We start from the raw sequence: 18,249 nt of genomic DNA, 5'->3' as shown, positions 1-18,249 counted from the left end.
ACCGCAGGTTCTTGCAATGACCACCCCCCAGTTTCCTCCCTTCCGCATCGGACAGGGCTACGACGTCCATGCCTTTGGCGAGGGCGATCACATCATGCTCGGCGGCATCCGCGTCGCGCACAGCTGCGGCGTGCTCGCGCACAGCGATGGCGATGTGATCCTGCACGCCCTGTGCGATGCCATGCTTGGTGCGCTGGCACTGGGCGATATCGGCGTGCATTTCCCGCCGACCGACATGCGCTGGAAAGGCGCGGACAGCGCGCACCTGCTGGATCATTGCAACGGGCTGCTGCGCGAGCGCGGCTGGCAGGTCGGGAATACCGACATCACCGTGATCTGCGAGCGGCCCAAGGTCGGTCCGCACGCGCTGGCCATGCGTGAGCGCATCGCTGGCGTGCTCGGCATTGCATTGGACTGCGTGAGCGTGAAGGCCACCACGTCGGAGAAGCTGGGCTTCACCGGCCGCAGCGAGGGCATCGCCGCCCAGGCCAGCGTGCTGTTGGTGGCCCTGTGATCCCGTTGCCGCTGGCGTTCGGTGCGCCGCTGCTCAGCGCGAAGATCCGCACCACGCCCGAGGATTTCCAGGTCGACGAACTGCCGGCGTTCGAGCCGAGCGGTGAGGGCGAGCACCTGCTGCTGACGATCCGCAAGCGCGGGGCGAACACCGTGCACGTGGCCAAGGTGCTGGCCAGGTGGGCTGGCCTGCCGGACATGGCGGTCAGCTACGCGGGCATGAAAGATCGGCACGCGGTCACCACGCAGCGCTTCAGCGTGCACCTGCCCAAGCGCGTGGCGCCGGATCCGGCGCTGCTGGCCTCGGACGAGATCGAGGTGGTCGAGTCGACCTGGCACAACCGCAAGCTGCAGCGCGGTGCTCTGGCTGGCAACCGCTTCAAGCTGGTACTGCGCGATGTGCGCGGCGATGCCGCGGCCATCGAAGAGCGCCTGTCCCATATCGCCTCGCGCGGCCTGCCGAACTGGTTCGGTGAGCAGCGCTTCGGCCGCGACGGCGGCAACGTGCCGGCTGCGCTGGCCATGTTCGGCGGCCGCCGCATGCGCCCGGACCAGCGCTCGCTGCTGCTCTCGGCCGCGCGCTCGGCACTGTTCAACCAGGTGCTGGCGGCGCGCGTGGAGCAGGGCAACTGGGACACGCCGCTGGACGGCGAGGTCTGGATGCTCGATGGCAGCCGCAGTGTCTTCGGCCCGGAGCCGTGGACGGATCTGCTGGCCGACCGCCTTGGCCGCTTCGACATCCACCCCAGCGGCCCGTTGTGGGGCGAAGGCGAGCTGCGCAGCACCGGTGCCGCCGCCGAACTGGAACTGGGCGCGGTCGCGGACGAGCAATCGCTCGCGCTGCGCGCCGGCCTGGAAGGCGCCCGCCTGAAGCAGGAGCGCCGTGCGCTGCGCCTGCGTCCGGCCATGCTGCAGCATCAGTGGCTGGCCGCAGATGTGCTGGAACTGAGCTTCGCGCTGCCGCCGGGCTGCTATGCCACCGCGGTGCTGCATGAGCTTGGACCGGTGGAAGACGCCAGCCAGTCCGATACCTGAGCCGCGTAGAGCCGACCGTTGGTCGGCTGCCTTCCGTCCGGCACCGGAAATCGTGTAGAGCCGACCGTTGGTCGGCTGCCTTCCGTCCGGCACCGGAAATCGTGTAGAGCCGACCGTTGGTCGGCTGCCCTCCGTCCCTGCACCGGAAAACCTGCACCGCTCAGCCGACCAACGGTCGGCTCTACCTCAGCCGACCAACGGTCGGCTCTACCGCGCGCGGTGCATGGCGGTGATTCCGGGCCCGTCGTTACCGGTTCGCCAGCAGCACCAGTACCGCACCCGTCCCGCCTTGACCGGCGGGCGCGGAATGAAACGCCAGCACATCGTTGCGCAGGCGCAGCAGCCGATCGACCAGATTCTTCAGCACCGGTGCGCCGCCATCGGACTGCAGCCCCTTGCCGTGGATGATGCGCACGCAGCCGTACTCATGCGCATGCGCTTCCACCAGGAACTGCCGCACCAGCGCCTCGGCCTGGGCCACGGTCGCTCCATGCAGGTCCAGTTCGTCCTGCACGGAGTACTGGCCGCGCTTGAGTCGCTGGAACATTCGTGGCGGCAGGTTCTCGCGCCGGTAGCTGGCCGTATCGCCAGCCTCCAGGGGGCTGCTGTCGCGCAGCAGCCGGGCGAATTCCCCGCGTGCGTCGTGTTCATCCTGCTCGGCCATCCGTGCACGCGGCTTCGGCCGCGGCGCGGCCGGCGGCGGGGTGACCACCTTGCGCAGCGGTTTGACCTCGCCGATAGCGGCGCGGAACAACGCGGCAGGATCTTCGTCTTCAGGATGTGACATGCGTACAGCCTAATGGGCGGGGAGGGCGATGCCTACCGTTATCGGGGTAGGACGATCTGTCCGCTTGCGGCACAATAGCGGACGCACTTGCGCGGTCGTCATGCTCCCAAGGGGGCACGGCCACCGCCGCCAACAGTGGGAAGTGATGGAATCGAAGTCTTGAAAAATCAAGCGGTTAAATCGCAGATGCGGATTCTGGTCAGCAACGATGACGGTGTCGATGCACCGGGCATCAAGATGCTCGCCACGGTTTTACGTGACGCCGGTCATGAAGTGACCGTGGTCGCCCCCGATCGTGATCGCTCAGGCGCCAGCAATTCGCTGACCCTGGACCTGCCGATCCGCATGAAGCGCATCGACCACTACACCTGCTCGGTGGCCGGCACCCCGACCGATTGCGTGCATCTGGCCCTGACCGGCATGCTCGAGTACGAACCGGACATGGTGGTATCGGGTATCAACAACGCCGCCAACCTCGGCGACGACGTCATCTACTCCGGCACCGTCTCGGCGGCGATGGAAGGGCGATTCCTCGGCCTGCCCGCCGTGGCGATGTCACTGGTCACGCACAACCACGAGCCGCGTAACTTCGACACCGCCGCCCGCGCCGCGGTCGAGATCGTCACCCGGCTCAAGGCCGACCCGCTGCCCGCCGACACCATCCTCAACGTCAACGTGCCGGACCTGCCGTGGAGCGAGGTCCGTGGCTTTGAAGTGACCCGCCTGGGCAACCGCCACCGCGCCGAAGGCTGCATTGCCCAGCGCGATCCGCGCGGCAATGAGGTGTTCTGGATCGGCCCGGCCGGGCGCGAGCAGGATTCCGGCCCCGGTACCGATTTCCACGCGGTCCGCAACGGCTACATCTCGATCACCCCGATCCAGGTCGATCTCACCCGTTACCAGGCCTTGGAGAAAGTGGCCAGCTGGGTGGCGGGGCTGACCGACGCGCTGGACCGGCCGGCATGACCCCGCGCCTGCGCCTGCAGCCCGAAGCCGTCGGCATCGGCATGACCTCGCAGCGGGTCCGTGATCGCCTGGTGGATCGCCTGCGCGATGCCGGCATCGCCGACGAAGCCACCCTCAATGCCATCCGCGTGGTGCCGCGCCATCTGTTCATCGATGAAGCGCTGGCGTCGCGTGCCTACGAAGACACCGCGCTGCCGATCGGGCACGGGCAGACCATTTCCCAGCCCTGGGTGGTCGCGCGCATGACCGAAGCGGTGCTGCAGTCGGCGCCGAAGAAGGTGCTGGAAGTCGGCACCGGCTCGGGCTACCAGGCCGCTGTGCTGGGCGCGATCGGGCTGGAGGTCTACACGGTCGAGCGTATCGGTGATCTGCTGCGCCAGGCGCGCAAGCGCTTCCGTGCGCTGGGCATGAACATCCGCAGCAAACATGACGATGGCCGCATCGGCTGGGCCGAGCACGGTCCTTACGATGCGATCGTGGTGACCGCGGCCGCACCGGCGCTGGTCGATGCGCTGGTCGAACAGCTTGCCGTGGGTGGCCGCCTGGTCGCGCCGGTCGGCGGCCCGGGCGCGCAGTCGCTGATCCAGTTGACCCGTCGCGATGACGGCAGTGTTGAACAGCAGGTACTGGCGCCGGTCACGTTCGTACCGCTGCTGTCTGGCATGCTGGACTGATTCCAAGGAGCGTTGCGTCATGAAGATTTTTGGTCCGCTGTACGAGCGGGCAATGAAGTGGGCCGCGCACGAGCGCGCGCCGACCTATCTGACGGTGTTGAGCTTCATCGAGGCGATCATCTTCCCGGTGATGCCCGAGGTGATGCTCGCCCCGATGTGCGTGGCCCAGCCCAAGCGCGGCTGGTGGTTCGCCACGCTCAGCCTGGCCGGTTCGATGGCCGGTGCGCTGGTCGGCTATGCGCTGGGCCACTTCGCCTTTGAAGCGCTCAAGCCGGTGTTCGCCGCGCTGGGCATGTTGACCAGCATCGAAGGCGGCATCGCCATCGTGCAGGCCAAGATGGCCGAGTCGCCCTGGGCGGTGTTCACCTTCCTGGTGCTGGGCGGCTTCATGCCGATCCCGATGAAGGTCTTCACATGGGCATCGGGTATCGTCGGCGTGCCGTTGCCGCAGTATTTCCTGAGCATGTTGATCGGCCGTGGCAAGCGCGTGTACGTGCTGGCGGCGGTCATTCGTATTGGCGGGCCGCGCGCGGAAGCTGCGCTGCGCCGTTGGATTGAACCGCTGGGCTGGATCGCGACCGCGCTGGTGGTCGTGCTGGTGGCCTGGCTTGTATGGAGAGCGAAGTTCGCATGAGTGCTGATCGTTTGAGCAAGGGAGTGCGCACCGGCGCGCTGCTGCTGGTGGTGTCGGCGCTGAGCGCCTGTGGCACCGCCACCGTGGTGCGGCCTTCGGGCTCGGGCGGTGTGGCCCACAGCACCCCGCAGACCTCGGTGGCCAAGCCCGGCCAGACCGCTGTCGTCCGTCGTGGCGACACGTTGTATGCACTCGCGCGCATCCACAACATCACCCCGCGCGATCTGGCCGCCTGGAACGGGCTGGCCGAGCCGTACACGATCTATCCGGGGCAGTCGCTGCGGCTGTTCCCGGGCGGCAGTGGTGGCAGTCCGGCCCGCGCGCCGACCACCGTGGTCACCGCGCCGCGGCCGGGCAGCACCGCGCCGGCCGCCACCCCGTCGCCGACCACCGCGATCAAGAGCAACATCAGCTGGCGCTGGCCGGCCGATGGCGCGATCGTCGGCCGTTTCGTCGCCGGTGAAGCGACCAAGCAGGGCGTGGACATTGCCGGCACCAGTGGCCAGCCGGTCCGCGCGACCGCCGCCGGCGTGGTGGTGTACTCCGGTGCCGGCCTGGTCGGTTTCGGTGAGCTGATCATCATCAAGCACAGCGATCAGTGGCTGTCAGCGTATGGTCACAACCGCAAGCGCCTGGTCAACGAAGGCCAGAGCGTGAAGGCCGGCGAGCAGATCGCGGAGATGGGCCGCACCGGCGCCGCACGCGACATGCTGCACTTCGAGATCCGCTACAACGGCAAGCCGGTCGACCCGCTGCTGTACCTGCCGCCGAAGTAAGCACGAAAAAGGCCGCCTCAAGGGCGGCCTTTTCTGAACGGAAATCCCGGTCTCACCCCTTCAGGATGAACGCCGCGGCCACCTTGCGGCCCTCGCTGGCAAGGATGTTGAAAGTCCGTGCCGCCGCCGGGTTGTTCATCACTTCCAGGCCGATCCCGCGGGTCAGGCACGCGGCCATGACCGCGGCCGGCGGGAACACCTGGGTATCGCCCGTGCCCAGCACCACCAGCGCGGGGTTCAGTGCCAGCACCGGCTGCAGGTCTTCCGGGGTCAACTGGGCGATATCGGCCACCGGCCACGCTTCGATCAACGTGTCCGGGGCGAGGATGAAACTCGCGGCCAGGGTCCGGTCATTCACTTTCGCACTGCGGCCATCGGCGGCACGCAGGGCGTAGGCGTAGTCGGGGATTTCGTGGCTCAGCTGCATGGGCGTTCCGGGATCAGCCGCGCGGCAGGACGATCTGGCGCTGTTCCTTGCTCGGGCGGTACAGCACGGCCACGTGGCCGATACGCTGCACCAGCGCGCTTTCGCTGGCACTGACCAGCTCGGCGATGAGGGCGTCGCGGGCCTCGCGGTCTTCGGCGGCAACCTTGACCTTGATCAGCTCGTGGCGCTCCAGCACCTCTTCCAGTTCAGCCAGGAAGGCCGGTGTCACCCCCTTGCCGCCGATCTGGAGCAGGGCTTTCAGATCATGCGCGTGGCCGCGGAGGAAACGGGTTTGGGAAGAAGTCAGGGCGATAGCCATTCAGGAACAAGCGGTTAACTGGGGCGATCAGGGTATCATGACCTCCCCATCCGACCTGCATCTCAATGGCAACCCGTAGCAAAAGCAGTCAACGCTGGTTGAAAGAGCACTTCGCCGACCCCTTCGTGAAGAAGGCCCAGGCCGAGGGCATGCGCTCGCGCGCGGCCTACAAGCTGGAGGAGTTGCTGCAGCGCGATCGGCTGCTGAAGCCGCACATGGTCGTGGTCGATCTGGGCGCCGCCCCGGGTGGCTGGTCCCAGCAGGTCCGCCGCCAGATCGGCGATACCGGCCGGGTGCTGGCGCTGGACATCCTGGAGATGCCGCCGCTGGCCGGCGTGGAGTTCCTTCACGGTGACTTCAGGGAGCAAGCCGTCCTATCGGAGTTCGAAGCCATGCTGGGGGATCAGCCGGTAGACCTTGTGCTCTCGGATATGGCCCCCAATAAGAGTGGAATGGATGCGGTGGACCAACCGCGGATGATGCACCTGGCGGAGTTGGCGTTGGATTTTGCCGACAACCATCTCAAGCCGGGTGGCGCGTTCCTGATCAAGCTGTTCCAGGGCGTGGGCTTTGACGACTACGTGCGCGAAATGCGCCGCCGGTACGACAAAGTAGTGATCCGCAAGCCTGAAGCCTCCCGGAAGCGCTCGCCCGAGGTGTACGCCTTGGGGCAGGGAAAACGCGCGCAGATCAAGTAAGCTCAACCATACGAATCGCGTCAGGAATTAGAGGAACACCGGAGCCAATGAGGATGAACGACTTGACCAAGAACCTCCTGCTATGGGTGGTCGTCGCCGTCGTGCTGATGGTGGTCTTCCAGAGCTTCTCGCCGAAGAGCAGCGGAGCCGGCGCACAGGGCGCGACGTACTCGCAGTTCCTGGACCAGGTGGACAGCGGCAACGTCCAGAAGGTGACCTTCAGCGGTGACATGCGTGGCGGCACCAATCAGATTTCCTACACCACCCGTGGCGGCCAGTCGGCCACCATCACCGCCCCGTTCGATCGCGACCTGATCAACGTGCTGCGCGGCAAGAACGTGGAAATCGTCCAGGAGGAGCCCTCCAGTGGCATCTCGCTGGGCGCGATCCTGATGAACTTCCTCCCGGTGATCCTGATCATCGGCTTCTGGATATTCATCATGCGCCAGATGCAGGGCGGTGGCGGCGGGGCCAAGGGCGCAATGTCCTTCGGCAAGTCGCGGGCCAAGCTGCAGGGCGAGGACCAGATCAAGGTCACCTTCGCCGACGTTGCCGGGTGCGACGAGGCCAAGGAAGAAGTCGGCGAACTGGTCGATTTCCTGCGCGACCCGACCAAGTTCACCAAGCTGGGCGGCAAGATTCCGCGCGGCGTGCTGATGGTGGGTCCGCCGGGTACCGGCAAGACGCTGCTGGCCCGCGCGATCGCCGGTGAAGCCAAGGTCCCGTTCTTCTCGATCTCCGGTTCGGACTTCGTGGAAATGTTCGTCGGCGTCGGCGCAAGCCGCGTGCGCGACATGTTCGAGCAGGCCAAGAAGCAGGCGCCGTGCATCATCTTCATCGATGAAATCGACGCCGTCGGTCGCCACCGTGGCGCCGGTCTCGGCGGCGGTCATGACGAGCGCGAGCAGACCCTGAACCAGCTGCTGGTCGAGATGGACGGCTTCGAGGGAGGCGAGGGCGTGATCGTCATCGCCGCCACCAACCGTCCCGACGTGCTGGATCCGGCGCTGCTGCGCCCGGGCCGTTTCGACCGCCAGGTCGTGGTCGGCCTGCCGGACGTCAAGGGCCGCGAGCAGATCCTCAAGGTGCATATGCGCAAGCTGCCGCTGGCCGACGATGTCGAGCCGATGGTGATCGCGCGCGGTACCCCGGGCTTCTCTGGTGCGGACCTGGCCAACCTGGCCAACGAAGCAGCACTGTTCGCCGCGCGCGGCGGTGAGAAGGAAGTCCGCATGGACCACTTCGACCGTGCCCGCGACAAGATCCTGATGGGTGCCGAACGTCGTTCAATGGCGATGAGCGAAGAAGAAAAGACGCTCACCGCCTATCACGAAGCTGGCCACGCCATCGTCGGTCGCCTGGTGCCCGAGCACGATCCGGTCTACAAGGTCACCATCATTCCCCGCGGTCGTGCGCTGGGCGTGACGATGTACCTGCCGGAAGGCGACAAGTACTCGATGAACCGGGTGGCGATCGAATCGCAGTTGTGCTCGCTGTACGGCGGTCGTGTGGCCGAAGAGCTGATCTTCGGCACCGACAAGGTCACCACCGGTGCCTCCAACGACATCGAGCGCGCTACCAAGATGGCCCGCAACATGGTCACCAAGTGGGGCCTGTCCGATGAACTCGGCCCGATCGCCTACGGTGAAGAGGACGATGAAGTGTTCCTCGGCCGTTCGGTGACGCAGCACAAGAGCGTGTCGGATGACACCGCGCGCCGCATCGACGAAGTGGTCCGCAGCATCCTGGACAAGGCGTACGCCCGTACCACCGAACTGCTGACGGCCAATCTCGACAAGCTGCACACGATGTCGCAGCTGCTGCTGCAGTACGAGACCATCGATGCGCCGCAGATCAATGCCGTGATGGAAGGCCGTGATCCGCCGCCGCCGATGGGCTGGGACAAGTCCGCCAGCAACAAGGATGGCGGCAACAACAACGACAAGGGGGGCGATGCCCGTCCCGTGTCGCCGATCGCCGGTCCTGCCGAGCAGATCTGAGGGTGTTGCCCACGTAAGTGACGAAGGCCGGGGAAACCCGGCCTTCGTCGTTTCGGGCAGGTCATAATCACGGTCCGTTTTCGCCCCTCGTTCTGGAGTCGTCATGTCCGCACCCCCGCCGCAGCCGATCTCGCACACCACTGAAATGGTGATCGCCACGATCATTGGCGTGGCCATCGGCCTGACCCGCGACAACTTCCTGCTCGGCGCCGGCATCGGCATCGCGGTTGGCGTGTTGATGAGCATCGCCAAGACCGTCTACGTGGAGCGCAAGCGCCGCCAGCGCTGAATGCTTGCGTGCGCGGCCGGCAGTGGGCACGATGCGCGTGCCCGCGCCGCATGCCGCGGTCGGGCATGGCCGGGGGATCGGCCGACACACTTTCCAGGGGGATGTTCATGCGTCATTCGATGCGCGCAGCCGTTGCTGCGCTGCTGTGCTGTGCCACGCCGGTCATGGCGGCCGAGATCCACGTGCAGGATCCGGTGCCGTTCAACGAGTCGGCGATCATTGCCGAGAACATCAAGGCCGAGTGCCGGATGGGCGCGCAGCTGGCGACCGCGCTGGGCAAGAATGCCCCGGCGCATGGCAACACCATCGTCTTCGGCAGTGATCCGGTGAACACCGGCAGCGGGCACGCGTTGAAGCTGGAGCTGGTGGAAGCGCAGAGCGCAGGCAATGCGTTCACCGGCCACTTCAAGTCGGCGGCCGTGCGCGGCGTGCTGTTCGAGAACGGCCAGCAGGTGGCCACGGTCACCGCACGCCGCGTGTCGCGCGGTGGCGCGTTTGCCGGCTTCAAGGGCTCCTGCGACGTGCTTGAACGCACCGTCAATGCGATCGGCAACGATCTGGCGATCTGGCTGGCCAAGCCGGTCGATGGGGCCCGCCTCGGCGACCTCTGACAGCCGGTCCGGTGCGCCAGCGTAAACTACGCGCTGGCGTACTTCGTGGATCTGCCCATGTTCGATATCTCCCCCCAGCTCGATTGCGGCGGCCGGCTGCTGCGGCTGGATCGCCCGCGGGTCATGGGCATCGTCAACGTCACCCCGGATTCGTTCTCCGACGGCGGTGACCACGACAGCGTGGAGGCTGCGGTCGCGCACGGCCTGCAACTGGTGGCCGAGGGCGCGGATCTGCTCGACATCGGCGGCGAATCGACCCGGCCAGGCAGTGCGCCGGTGCCGTTGGATGAAGAACTGCGCCGGGTCATCCCGGTGATCGAGCGGTTGGCACGCGAAACCAGCGTGCCGATCAGCATCGACACCTTCAAGCCCGAGGTGATGCGCGCAGCGGTCGCGGCCGGTGCCGGCCTGATCAATGACATCCATGCGTTGCGCCAGCCCGGTGCGCTGGACGCCGCAGCCGAACTCGGCGTGCCGGTGGTGCTGATGCACATGCAGGGCGAGCCGGGCAGCATGCAGGACACCCCGCACTACGATGACGTGGTCGCCGAGGTGCATCGCTTCCTGACCGAGCGCATGTTCCAGGCCGAGATGGCCGGCGTGGCCAAGAAGCATCTGATCATCGATCTGGGCTTCGGCTTCGGCAAGACCACCGAACACAACATGATCCTGCTCGCGCGTTCGGAGCGCTTCCTCGAGCTGGGCGTGCCAATGCTGGCCGGCCTGTCGCGCAAGCGCAGCATCGGTGAACTGACCGGTCGTGAGCAGCCGCGTGACCGCGTGGCCGGTTCGGTCGCCGCGCACCTGATCGCGGCCCAGCGTGGCGCGATGCTGCTGCGTGTGCACGATGTCGCCGCCACGGTCGATGCGCTGAAGGTGTGGGCCGCGGTCGATGCCGTGCCGATGCCGCGGGTGTCCGCCGCCCCGGCGATGCCGCGCTGGCCGGACGAGGACTGATGGCCGTCGATCAGCGCCCGCTGGCGATCGCGGTGATGGGCCCGACCGCGTCAGGCAAGACCGCCACCGCGATCGCACTGGCCCAGCAGCTGGACGGTGAGATCGTCAGCGTCGATTCGGCGCTGGTCTATCGCGGGCTGGATATCGGCTCGGCCAAGCCCGATGCGGCCGAGCGCGCACAGGCGCCGCACCATCTGCTCGATGTGCGCGACCCGTGGCAGACCTATTCGGCGGCGGAGTTCGCCAGCGACGCGGCGCGGGCCGTCCGCGACATCATCGCGCGCGGTCGCATGCCGATCCTCGCCGGTGGCACCGGGCTGTATTTCCGCGCGTTGCTACAGGGCCTGTCGCCGATGCCCGAGGCCGATCCGGCGGTGCGCGCACAGATTGCCGCCGAGGCGGCCGAGCAGGGCTGGGCGGCAATGCATGCCCAACTGGCCGGCATCGATCCGGCCGCGGCAAAGCGCATTCACGCCACCGACCCGCAGCGCATCCAGCGGGCACTGGAAGTCCATCGGCTGACCGGTACCCCGATCAGCGAATGGCAGAAGCTGCCCGGCGTCGACCGGCTGCCGGTACGGGCGCTCAAACTGATTCTCGCGCCGCGCGAGCGCACGGTGCTGCACCAGCGCATCGAAACCCGTTTCGACGCGATGCTGGATCACGGCTTCCTGGACGAAGTCCACGCCCTGCGGGCCCTGCCGGCGATGGCCGAGGTGGCCGCGCCGTTGGATCTGCCGGCCGTGCGGGCGGTGGGCTACCGGCAGGCCTGGGAGTATCTGGACGGGCAGGGCACGGCCGAGGCGTTCCGTGAGCGCGGCATCCAGGCCACCCGCCAGCTCGCCAAGCGCCAGCTGACCTGGCTGCGCGGGGAGCTTGATGCGCGCTGGTTCGATCCCCATCTAGACAGGGCTTCCCTGGCGGATGCGGTGTCGACCTTCGTCGCACGCTGAGTCCACGCCTTCACCCGCCCACCCCGTGTACCATCAAGGGTTCCGGCGGGCGGCGGGGGCCGTGGTAACTGCCGGAAGACCATAAAAACAATAATCAGGAGTGTGCAATGTCCAAGGGGCAATCGCTGCAGGATCCGTTTCTGAATGCACTTCGGCGCGAACGCGTGCCGGTGTCGGTGTATCTGGTCAATGGCATCAAGCTGCAGGGAACGATTGAATCGTTCGACCAGTTCGTGGTGCTGCTGCGCAATACGGTGAGCCAGATGGTGTACAAGCACGCCATCTCGACCGTGGTGCCGGCGCGCAACGTGAAGGTCGGGCCCGGAGGTGGTTATGTGCAATCCAATGATGGCGCCGATGGCGTCCAAGGTGATGACGACGTTGAGTGACTGCGTGAAGAATTCTGGAGAACTGCGTGTTTGACCGTTCCAAGCGAGGCGAACACGCACTCCTGATCCAGCCGCATGCCGGCCGGCTCGAAGATGACGTGCTTGAAGAGTTCACCGATCTGGCCCGCTCCGCCGGGGCCAGCATCGCGGCCACGCTGACCGCGCGCATCGATCGGCCCAATCCGTCGATCCTGATCGGCAGCGGCAAGCTGGACGAGGTCAAGGCCGCGGCCGATGCCACCGGCGCCGACCTGATCCTGGTCAACCATGCGCTGTCGCCGGGGCAGGAGCGCAACCTGGAGCGGTTCCTGGAACGGCGCGTGATCGACCGCACCGGGCTGATCCTGGATATCTTCGCCCAGCGTGCGCGCAGCCACGAAGGCAAGCTGCAGGTGGAGCTGGCGCAGCTGCGCCACATGTCCACGCGGCTGATCCGCGGCTGGACCCATCTGGAGCGCCAGCGTGGTGGTTCCATCGGCCTGCGCGGCCCGGGTGAAACCCAGCTGGAAACCGATCGCCGCCTGCTGCAGAAGCGGGTGGAGCAGCTGCAGAAGAAGCTGGAAAAGGTGGAAGTGCAGCGCACCCAGATGCGTCGTGCCCGCCTGCGCAGCGAGCTGCCGCGCGTGGCGCTGGTGGGCTACACCAACGCCGGCAAGTCGACCCTGTTCAACGCATTGACTGGCGCCGAGGCCTTCGCCGCGGACCAGTTGTTCGCGACGTTGGACCCGACCGTGCGCCGCATCGCGCTGCCGGGCGGCAGCGTGGTGCTCGCCGATACCGTCGGCTTCGTCCGCGACCTGCCGCATGATCTGGTGGCCGCGTTCCGGTCGACCCTGTCCGAAGCCCGCGAAGCGGACTTCCTGCTGCACCTCGTCGATGCGGCCGATCCGCACCGTGAGGAGCGCATCGCACAGGTGGATGAAGTGCTGACCGCCATCGGCGCGGGCGATCTGCCGCAGTTGCTGGTGTTCAACAAGATCGACCGCATCGACGGGGCCGACGTGCGTCACGATGCCCAGGACGGCATCCCCGACAACGCGCGCCGCGAGCGGGTCTGGATTTCCGCCCGCGACAACGTTGGCCTGCCGCTGCTGCAGTCCGTGCTGGGCAAGCGCCTGGGCCTGCAGCACGTCAGTGGCGAGCTGCGGCTGCCGCCGAGTGCCGGTCGCCTGCGTTCGCGCCTGCATCAGCTGGAGGTCGTGCGCAGCGAAGCCACCGACGAAGACGGTTGGCTGCTGCAGGTCGAGATCCCGATCGCCGAGGCCGAGAAGCTGGCGGCTGGCGAGGGCGGCGAACCGATCCGCGCGATGCTTCCGGAAAAGCTTCCGGAATGGTGATGCGGGTGCCGGCCGCTGGCTGGCGCCCATGATTCTCCCGGCGGGGCTTCGCCCTCCGTCGCACCCGGCAACACACGACATCACTCACGATTTCGGCTAAAACAGGGGGCGTTCGTCCCCCCGTTGATCCAGGACTCCCCATGACTGTTCCTTCCGACGCCGAGCTGGGCGCCCTCGCCAGTGACGTGGGCCAGCGCCTGCAGCAGGCCTCGCTGCAGCTGGTGACTGCCGAAAGCTGCAGTGGCGGCTGGATCGCCAAGGCGATGACCGATATCGCCGGCTCCTCGGCGTTCTTCGATTGCGGCATGGTGGTCTACAGCTACGAAGCCAAGCAACGCCTGCTGGGCGTGCGCGCGCAGACGCTGGAACAGTTCGGCGCGGTCAGCCGCGAGACCGTGCTGGAAATGGTCTCCGGTGCGCTGATCAATTCCGGTGCCGGCATCGCCGTGGCGGTGACCGGCATTGCCGGGCCGGGCGGTGGCAGCGAGGACAAGCCGGTCGGCAGCGTCTGGATCGGTTGGAAGGGCCGTGGCGGCTACGCGCGTGCGCAGCTGTTCCAGTTCGATGGCGACCGCGAAGCCATACGGAGGCAGACCGTGCAGCAGGCGCTGACGGGAATCTTCCCGCTGTTGTGACATCCTGACCGGGTGTGCTGACAGGAGAGTGGGCCGATGTGGGAAACGCTGGGTACCGTGCGTGACCTGGGGCGATTGCAGGAAATCGCGTCGGTCCTGATCCGCTATGGCTTCGGCGACCTCGTGCGCCGCATCGGCCTGGCCGATGTGCTCGAACGCGCTGGCCGCCTGCTGCACTGGAACGATACCCAGCAGATGCTGCGGATGACCGCGCCTGTGCGCGTGCGCCGCGCGATGGAAGACCTGGGCCCCACCTTCGTCAAACTCGGCCAGGTGCTGGCCACCCGCGTGGACCTGTTCCCGCCGGATTGGATCGCCGAGTTCTCCGAACTGCAGAACGCCGTGCCCGCGCTGCCGTATGCGCAGGTGCGTGAGCAGCTCGAACGTGATCTCGGCGCACCGGCCACCGAGGTGTTCGCGTGGCTCGATGAAACGCCCATGGCCGCGGCCTCGCTGGCACAGGCGCATCGCGCAACGCTGCATGACGGCACCGCCGTGGTGCTGAAGATCCGTCGTCCGGGCATCCGTGACGTCATCGAAGCCGACCTGCGCCTGCTGGCGCGGCTGGCCGAGATCGTGGAGGCGCGCCTGCCCGATCTGCAGCGGTATCGCCCGGCCGAGGTGGTGCAGCAGTTCCAGGTGTCGCTGCGCCGCGAGCTGGATTTTGCCGCCGAATGCCGCAATGCCGAGCGCATCGCGCGCAATTTCCAGGGCCGCGACGACATCCTGATCCCCAACGTGCACTGGCAGTGGACCTGCGAGAGCCTCAACGTGCAGGACTTCGTGGACGGCATTCCCGGCCGCGATCTGGTCGGCGTCGATGCGGCCGGTCTGGACCGCGTGCAGCTGGCCCGCACCGGCGCGCGCATCGTGCTGAAGATGGTGCTGGAGGACGGCTGTTTCCACGCTGATCCGCACCCGGGCAACATCATCTACCTGCGGGATGGCCGCATCGGCGTGATTGATTTCGGCATGGTCGGGGCGATCTCCGAGCAGCGCCGCTTCCAGGTTGCCCAGCTCCTGCATGGCCTGGTCGCCCAGGAGCCGGAGCAGGTGGCCGACGTGCTGCTGGACTGGGCCGGTGGCGTGGAAGTGGACGAGTCGCGCCTGCAGCAGGACATCAGCACCTTCGTGGACCAGTACCGCGGGGTCCCGCTGAAGGACCTGCACATGGGCCTGATGCTGGGCAACATCACCCAGCTGCTGCGCCAGTACGCGCTGACCCTGCCGGCCGATCTGGCGCTGATGATCAAGACCTTCCTCACCCTGGAAGGCATGGGCCGCCAGCTGGACCCGCAGTTCGATATGGCCAGCGCCGCGCGCCCGTATCTGGAGCGGGTGATGTGGCAACGCTACTCGCCCGGCGCGATGCTCAAGCGCGGCAAGCGCAGCCTGGTCGGGGTGATGGATCTGGTCGGCGATCTGCCGCGCGATGTCCGCCGCCTGCTGCAGATGGCGCGCCGCGGCCGGCTCCAGCTCAAGATTGAAACCACGGCGCTGCAGGGCTTCGGCGACCAGGTCAACCGCGCGGCGAACCGGCTGGTGATGGGCATCGTGACCGCCGCGCTGATCATCGGCTCCTCGATCGTCATGCACAGTGTCGGCGGCATCTCCAGCCGCTGGCTGCTGGCGCTGGGCGTAGCCGGGTTCATCGGTGCCGGCTTCTGCGGCGTGTGGATACTGTTCTCGATCTGGCGCAGCGGCAAGAACCCGTAGGGTTCTTACCGCTGGGATCCGCAGGATCCCCGGAATCTCCCGCGTAAGCGGGGGATTACGTGTAGGTCCGACCGTTGGTCGGACGCTCCTGCCTGACGACCCGTCACTATTTGCCCACCGGTAGAGCCACGCCATGCGTGGCTGCTCCAGCCCGCCGCCGCACCCACCGGTAGAGCCACGCCATGCGTGGCTGCTCCAGCCCGCCGCCGCTTCCACCGGTAGAGCCACGCCACGCGTGGCTGCTCCAGCCCGTCACCGCACCCACCGGTAGAGCCACGCCATGCGTGGCTGCTCCAGCCCGTCACCGCACCCACCGGTAGAGCCACGCCATGCGTGGCTGCTCCAGCCCGCCGCCGCACCCACCGGTAGAGCCACGCCATGCGTGGCTGCTCCTCGTCCGGCCCCCACGAATGCCTGACCCAACAGATTGCAGAGGCTAAACGCCGGAGAGCTGGCCGCAAGCGATACGCACACGCGCCGTCAGACAACGCCGCGCGTTCGCGCGGTCACCGACCAACGGTCGGTGGCTACAGGCATTGCTGGAGGCTTCGGCCGTTGCGGGACAGCCCTTCTTCTATCGGCTCTTCCTCTGCGGGCACTTGCGTGCCCGCATCGTTAGTAGTAATACTACTAACCATGGACCTGACCGATACCCAGCAGGCGATCCTGCAGTTGATCGCCGAGCGTATAGAGACCGATGGCGCACCGCCGTCGCAGACGGAAATCGCCCGCGCGTTCGGCTTCAAGGGCGTCCGCGCAGCCCAGTACCATCTGGAAGCGCTGGAGCAGGCCGGGGCGATCCGCCGCATCCCGGGCCAGGCCCGCGGCATCCGGCTGGTCCAGGCGCCGGCGCTGCAGAACGGCCTGCCCGAATCACTGCCTGCCTCGGCGTTGCCGGACCACGTTCTGCGCCTGCCGGTGCTGGGCCGGGTCGCGGCCGGTCTGCCGATCGGCGCGGATATCGGCTCGGATGATTTCGTGGTGCTGGACCGGGTGTTCTTCTCGCCCGCGCCGGACTACCTGCTGAAGGTGCAGGGCGACTCGATGATCGACGAGGGCATCTTCGACGGCGATCTGATCGGTGTGCACCGCACCCGCGACGCCCGCTCCGGGCAGATCGTGGTGGCCCGCATCGATGACGAGATCACGGTCAAGCTTCTGAAGATGGGGAAGGATCGGATCCGCCTGCTGCCGCGCAACCCCGATTACAAGCCGATCGAAGTGCTGCCCGACCAGGACTTCGCCATCGAAGGCCTCTATTGCGGGTTGCTGCGGCCCAACCGCTGACCCTGTTCCCCCTTGAATCACGCGCGGTCTTTTGTGGCACATCTCTGGTTTTGCTGAGGTTGGTACGGATGTCCGATAATTTTTTTCCGAACGCCGGGCAGAATCTCAGCCCGTGCGATACGCCAGCCTTAAAGTGAACCCATGGCCAAGAAGACTTCCAAAGACAGCACCTCCACCGATACGACCTCTGCAAGGACCACTCCGATGGACGAAAACAAAAAGCGCGCCCTCACCGCCGCGCTGAGCCAGATCGAAAAGCAGTTCGGCAAGGGCGCCGTGATGCGCATGGGTGACCGCGTCGTCGAAGCGGTCGAGGTCATCCCCACCGGTTCGCTGATGCTGGATATCGCCCTCGGTATCGGTGGCCTGCCCAAGGGTCGCGTCGTGGAGATCTACGGTCCGGAATCCTCGGGCAAGACCACCCTGACCCTGCAGGCGATCGCCGAGTGCCAGAAGAAGGGCGGTACCGCGGCCTTCATCGATGCCGAGCACGCGCTGGATCCGATCTACGCCGCCAAGCTGGGCGTCAACGTGGACGACCTGCTGCTCTCGCAGCCCGATACCGGTGAGCAGGCGCTGGAAATCGCCGACATGCTGGTGCGCTCCAGCTCGGTGGACATCGTGGTGGTCGACTCGGTCGCCGCGCTGACCCCGAAGGCCGAAATCGAAGGCGAAATGGGCGACCAGCTGCCGGGCCTGCAGGCTCGCCTGATGAGCCAGGCGCTGCGCAAGCTGACCGGCAACATCAAGCGCTCCAACACCCTGGTGGTCTTCATCAACCAGCTGCGCCACAAGATCGGCGTGATGATGCCGGGCCAGAGCCCGGAAGTGACCACCGGCGGCAACGCGCTGAAGTTCTACGCCTCGGTCCGCCTGGACATCCGCCGTATCGGCGCGATCAAGAAGGGCGACGAGATCATCGGCAACCAGACCAAGATCAAGGTGGTCAAGAACAAGCTGGCGCCCCCGTTCAAGCAGGTCATCACCGAGATCCTGTACGGCGAAGGCATCAGCCGCGAAGGCGAACTGATCGACATGGGCGTGGAAGCCAAGCTGGTCGAGAAGGCCGGCGCCTGGTACAGCTACGGCGAAGAGCGCATCGGCCAGGGCAAGGACAACGCCCGCGGCTACCTGCGCGACAACCCGCAGATCGCCCAGCGTCTGGAAGCCGAGCTGCGCGAGAAGTTCCAGCCGGAAGAAGCCGTGCGTGAAGGCGGCGACGAGGCTGAAGACGACGCCGAGTGAG

At 66.8% G+C, this 18,249-nt stretch carries 21 protein-coding genes; 18 read left to right on the top strand and 3 right to left on the bottom strand.

Annotated features, from left to right (window positions below):
• The first annotated feature begins 16 nt into the window (after positions 1-16).
• Entirely contained in the window at positions 17-514 is a 498-nt protein-coding gene (gene ispF / locus ABE546_RS11240) for a 2-C-methyl-D-erythritol 2,4-cyclodiphosphate synthase (protein WP_123728899.1), read from the top strand.
• A complete protein-coding gene (truD, locus tag ABE546_RS11235; protein ID WP_346463713.1) occupies positions 511-1,548 on the top strand; it encodes a tRNA pseudouridine(13) synthase TruD in 1,038 nt (345 codons plus the stop codon). Before ispF ends, truD begins: the two co-directional genes overlap by 4 nt.
• A 247-nt stretch (positions 1,549-1,795) precedes the next feature.
• Here truD and ABE546_RS11230 read toward each other — a convergent pair whose 3' ends face one another.
• Positions 1,796-2,335 (bottom strand): Smr/MutS family protein, encoded by a 540-nt coding sequence (locus ABE546_RS11230; RefSeq protein ID WP_313212001.1) that lies wholly within the window; start codon positions 2,333-2,335, stop codon positions 1,796-1,798.
• A gap of 186 nt (positions 2,336-2,521) precedes the next feature.
• On the opposite strand from ABE546_RS11230, the gene surE reads away from it, so the two are divergent.
• The 4 genes from surE to ABE546_RS11210 are packed head-to-tail and all read left to right on the top strand — an operon-like array spanning position 2,522 to position 5,385.
• On the top strand, positions 2,522-3,301 hold the full coding sequence (surE, locus tag ABE546_RS11225; RefSeq protein WP_313217870.1) for a 5'/3'-nucleotidase SurE: 780 nt from the start codon (positions 2,522-2,524) through the stop codon (positions 3,299-3,301).
• Positions 3,298-3,975, top strand: a complete 678-nt coding sequence (locus ABE546_RS11220; protein WP_121041772.1) for a protein-L-isoaspartate(D-aspartate) O-methyltransferase — start codon at positions 3,298-3,300, stop codon at positions 3,973-3,975. Before surE ends, ABE546_RS11220 begins: the two co-directional genes overlap by 4 nt.
• A gap of 19 nt (positions 3,976-3,994) precedes the next feature.
• Positions 3,995-4,609: a YqaA family protein gene (locus tag ABE546_RS11215; protein WP_121041774.1), complete on the top strand. Its 615-nt coding sequence runs from the start codon at positions 3,995-3,997 to the stop codon at positions 4,607-4,609.
• A complete protein-coding gene (locus ABE546_RS11210) occupies positions 4,606-5,385 on the top strand; it encodes a peptidoglycan DD-metalloendopeptidase family protein (protein ID WP_313211998.1) in 780 nt (259 codons plus the stop codon). The genes ABE546_RS11215 and ABE546_RS11210 overlap by 4 nt, the downstream gene beginning before the upstream one ends.
• Positions 5,386-5,437: 52 nt before the next feature.
• Here ABE546_RS11210 and ABE546_RS11205 read toward each other — a convergent pair whose 3' ends face one another.
• Positions 5,438-5,812, bottom strand: a complete 375-nt coding sequence (locus ABE546_RS11205) for an Mth938-like domain-containing protein (protein WP_123728906.1) — start codon at positions 5,810-5,812, stop codon at positions 5,438-5,440.
• 13 nt (positions 5,813-5,825) lie between these two features.
• Positions 5,826-6,131 (bottom strand): ribosome assembly RNA-binding protein YhbY, encoded by a 306-nt coding sequence (gene yhbY / locus ABE546_RS11200; RefSeq protein ID WP_019183325.1) that lies wholly within the window; start codon positions 6,129-6,131, stop codon positions 5,826-5,828.
• 65 nt (positions 6,132-6,196) lie between these two features.
• Here yhbY and rlmE point away from each other — a divergent pair, with 65 nt between their 5' ends.
• From rlmE to recA, 12 genes are all read left to right on the top strand, one after another.
• Positions 6,197-6,829 (top strand): 23S rRNA (uridine(2552)-2'-O)-methyltransferase RlmE, encoded by a 633-nt coding sequence (gene rlmE / locus ABE546_RS11195; protein WP_121041780.1) that lies wholly within the window; start codon positions 6,197-6,199, stop codon positions 6,827-6,829.
• A gap of 53 nt (positions 6,830-6,882) precedes the next feature.
• Positions 6,883-8,829 carry an ATP-dependent zinc metalloprotease FtsH gene (gene ftsH / locus ABE546_RS11190; protein WP_313211994.1) on the top strand — a complete coding sequence of 649 codons (1,947 nt, stop codon included), beginning with the start codon at positions 6,883-6,885 and terminating at the stop codon, positions 8,827-8,829.
• Between the two features lie 103 nt (positions 8,830-8,932).
• Complete coding sequence (locus ABE546_RS11185; RefSeq protein ID WP_019183322.1) at positions 8,933-9,118, top strand: hypothetical protein; 186 nt, start codon at positions 8,933-8,935, stop codon at positions 9,116-9,118.
• 119 nt (positions 9,119-9,237) lie between these two features.
• On the top strand, positions 9,238-9,729 hold the full coding sequence (locus ABE546_RS11180) for a hypothetical protein (RefSeq protein WP_313217875.1): 492 nt from the start codon (positions 9,238-9,240) through the stop codon (positions 9,727-9,729).
• A gap of 57 nt (positions 9,730-9,786) precedes the next feature.
• Positions 9,787-10,686: a dihydropteroate synthase gene (gene folP / locus ABE546_RS11175; protein WP_313211992.1), complete on the top strand. Its 900-nt coding sequence runs from the start codon at positions 9,787-9,789 to the stop codon at positions 10,684-10,686.
• Positions 10,686-11,639, top strand: coding sequence for a tRNA (adenosine(37)-N6)-dimethylallyltransferase MiaA (gene miaA, locus ABE546_RS11170; protein ID WP_346463711.1), 954 nt, complete (start codon positions 10,686-10,688; stop codon positions 11,637-11,639). Before folP ends, miaA begins: the two co-directional genes overlap by 1 nt.
• A gap of 107 nt (positions 11,640-11,746) precedes the next feature.
• Positions 11,747-12,028 (top strand): RNA chaperone Hfq, encoded by a 282-nt coding sequence (gene hfq / locus ABE546_RS11165; RefSeq protein WP_123728913.1) that lies wholly within the window; start codon positions 11,747-11,749, stop codon positions 12,026-12,028.
• Positions 12,029-12,054: 26 nt separating this feature from the next.
• A complete protein-coding gene (gene hflX / locus ABE546_RS11160) occupies positions 12,055-13,365 on the top strand; it encodes a ribosome rescue GTPase HflX (RefSeq protein ID WP_313217881.1) in 1,311 nt (436 codons plus the stop codon).
• Positions 13,366-13,505: 140 nt separating this feature from the next.
• Positions 13,506-14,000: a CinA family protein gene (locus ABE546_RS11155; protein ID WP_019183317.1), complete on the top strand. Its 495-nt coding sequence runs from the start codon at positions 13,506-13,508 to the stop codon at positions 13,998-14,000.
• A 36-nt stretch (positions 14,001-14,036) separates the two neighbouring features.
• The gene (gene ubiB / locus ABE546_RS11150) at positions 14,037-15,716 is read left to right on the top strand and encodes a 2-polyprenylphenol 6-hydroxylase (RefSeq protein ID WP_313217883.1); all 1,680 of its coding nucleotides are present in this window, start codon (positions 14,037-14,039) and stop codon (positions 15,714-15,716) included.
• A 636-nt stretch (positions 15,717-16,352) separates the two neighbouring features.
• Positions 16,353-17,003 (top strand): transcriptional repressor LexA, encoded by a 651-nt coding sequence (lexA, locus tag ABE546_RS11145; RefSeq protein ID WP_121041795.1) that lies wholly within the window; start codon positions 16,353-16,355, stop codon positions 17,001-17,003.
• 204 nt (positions 17,004-17,207) lie between these two features.
• Entirely contained in the window at positions 17,208-18,248 is a 1,041-nt protein-coding gene (gene recA / locus ABE546_RS11140) for a recombinase RecA (protein ID WP_123728917.1), read from the top strand.
• Position 18,249: the final 1 nt, after the last annotated feature.

Source organism: Stenotrophomonas sp. TWI377 (assembly GCF_039674525.1).
GTDB lineage: Bacteria > Pseudomonadota > Gammaproteobacteria > Xanthomonadales > Xanthomonadaceae > Stenotrophomonas.
The sequence above is the reverse complement of the archived record's forward strand: the minus strand, read 5'-3'. Positions and strand labels throughout refer to the sequence as shown.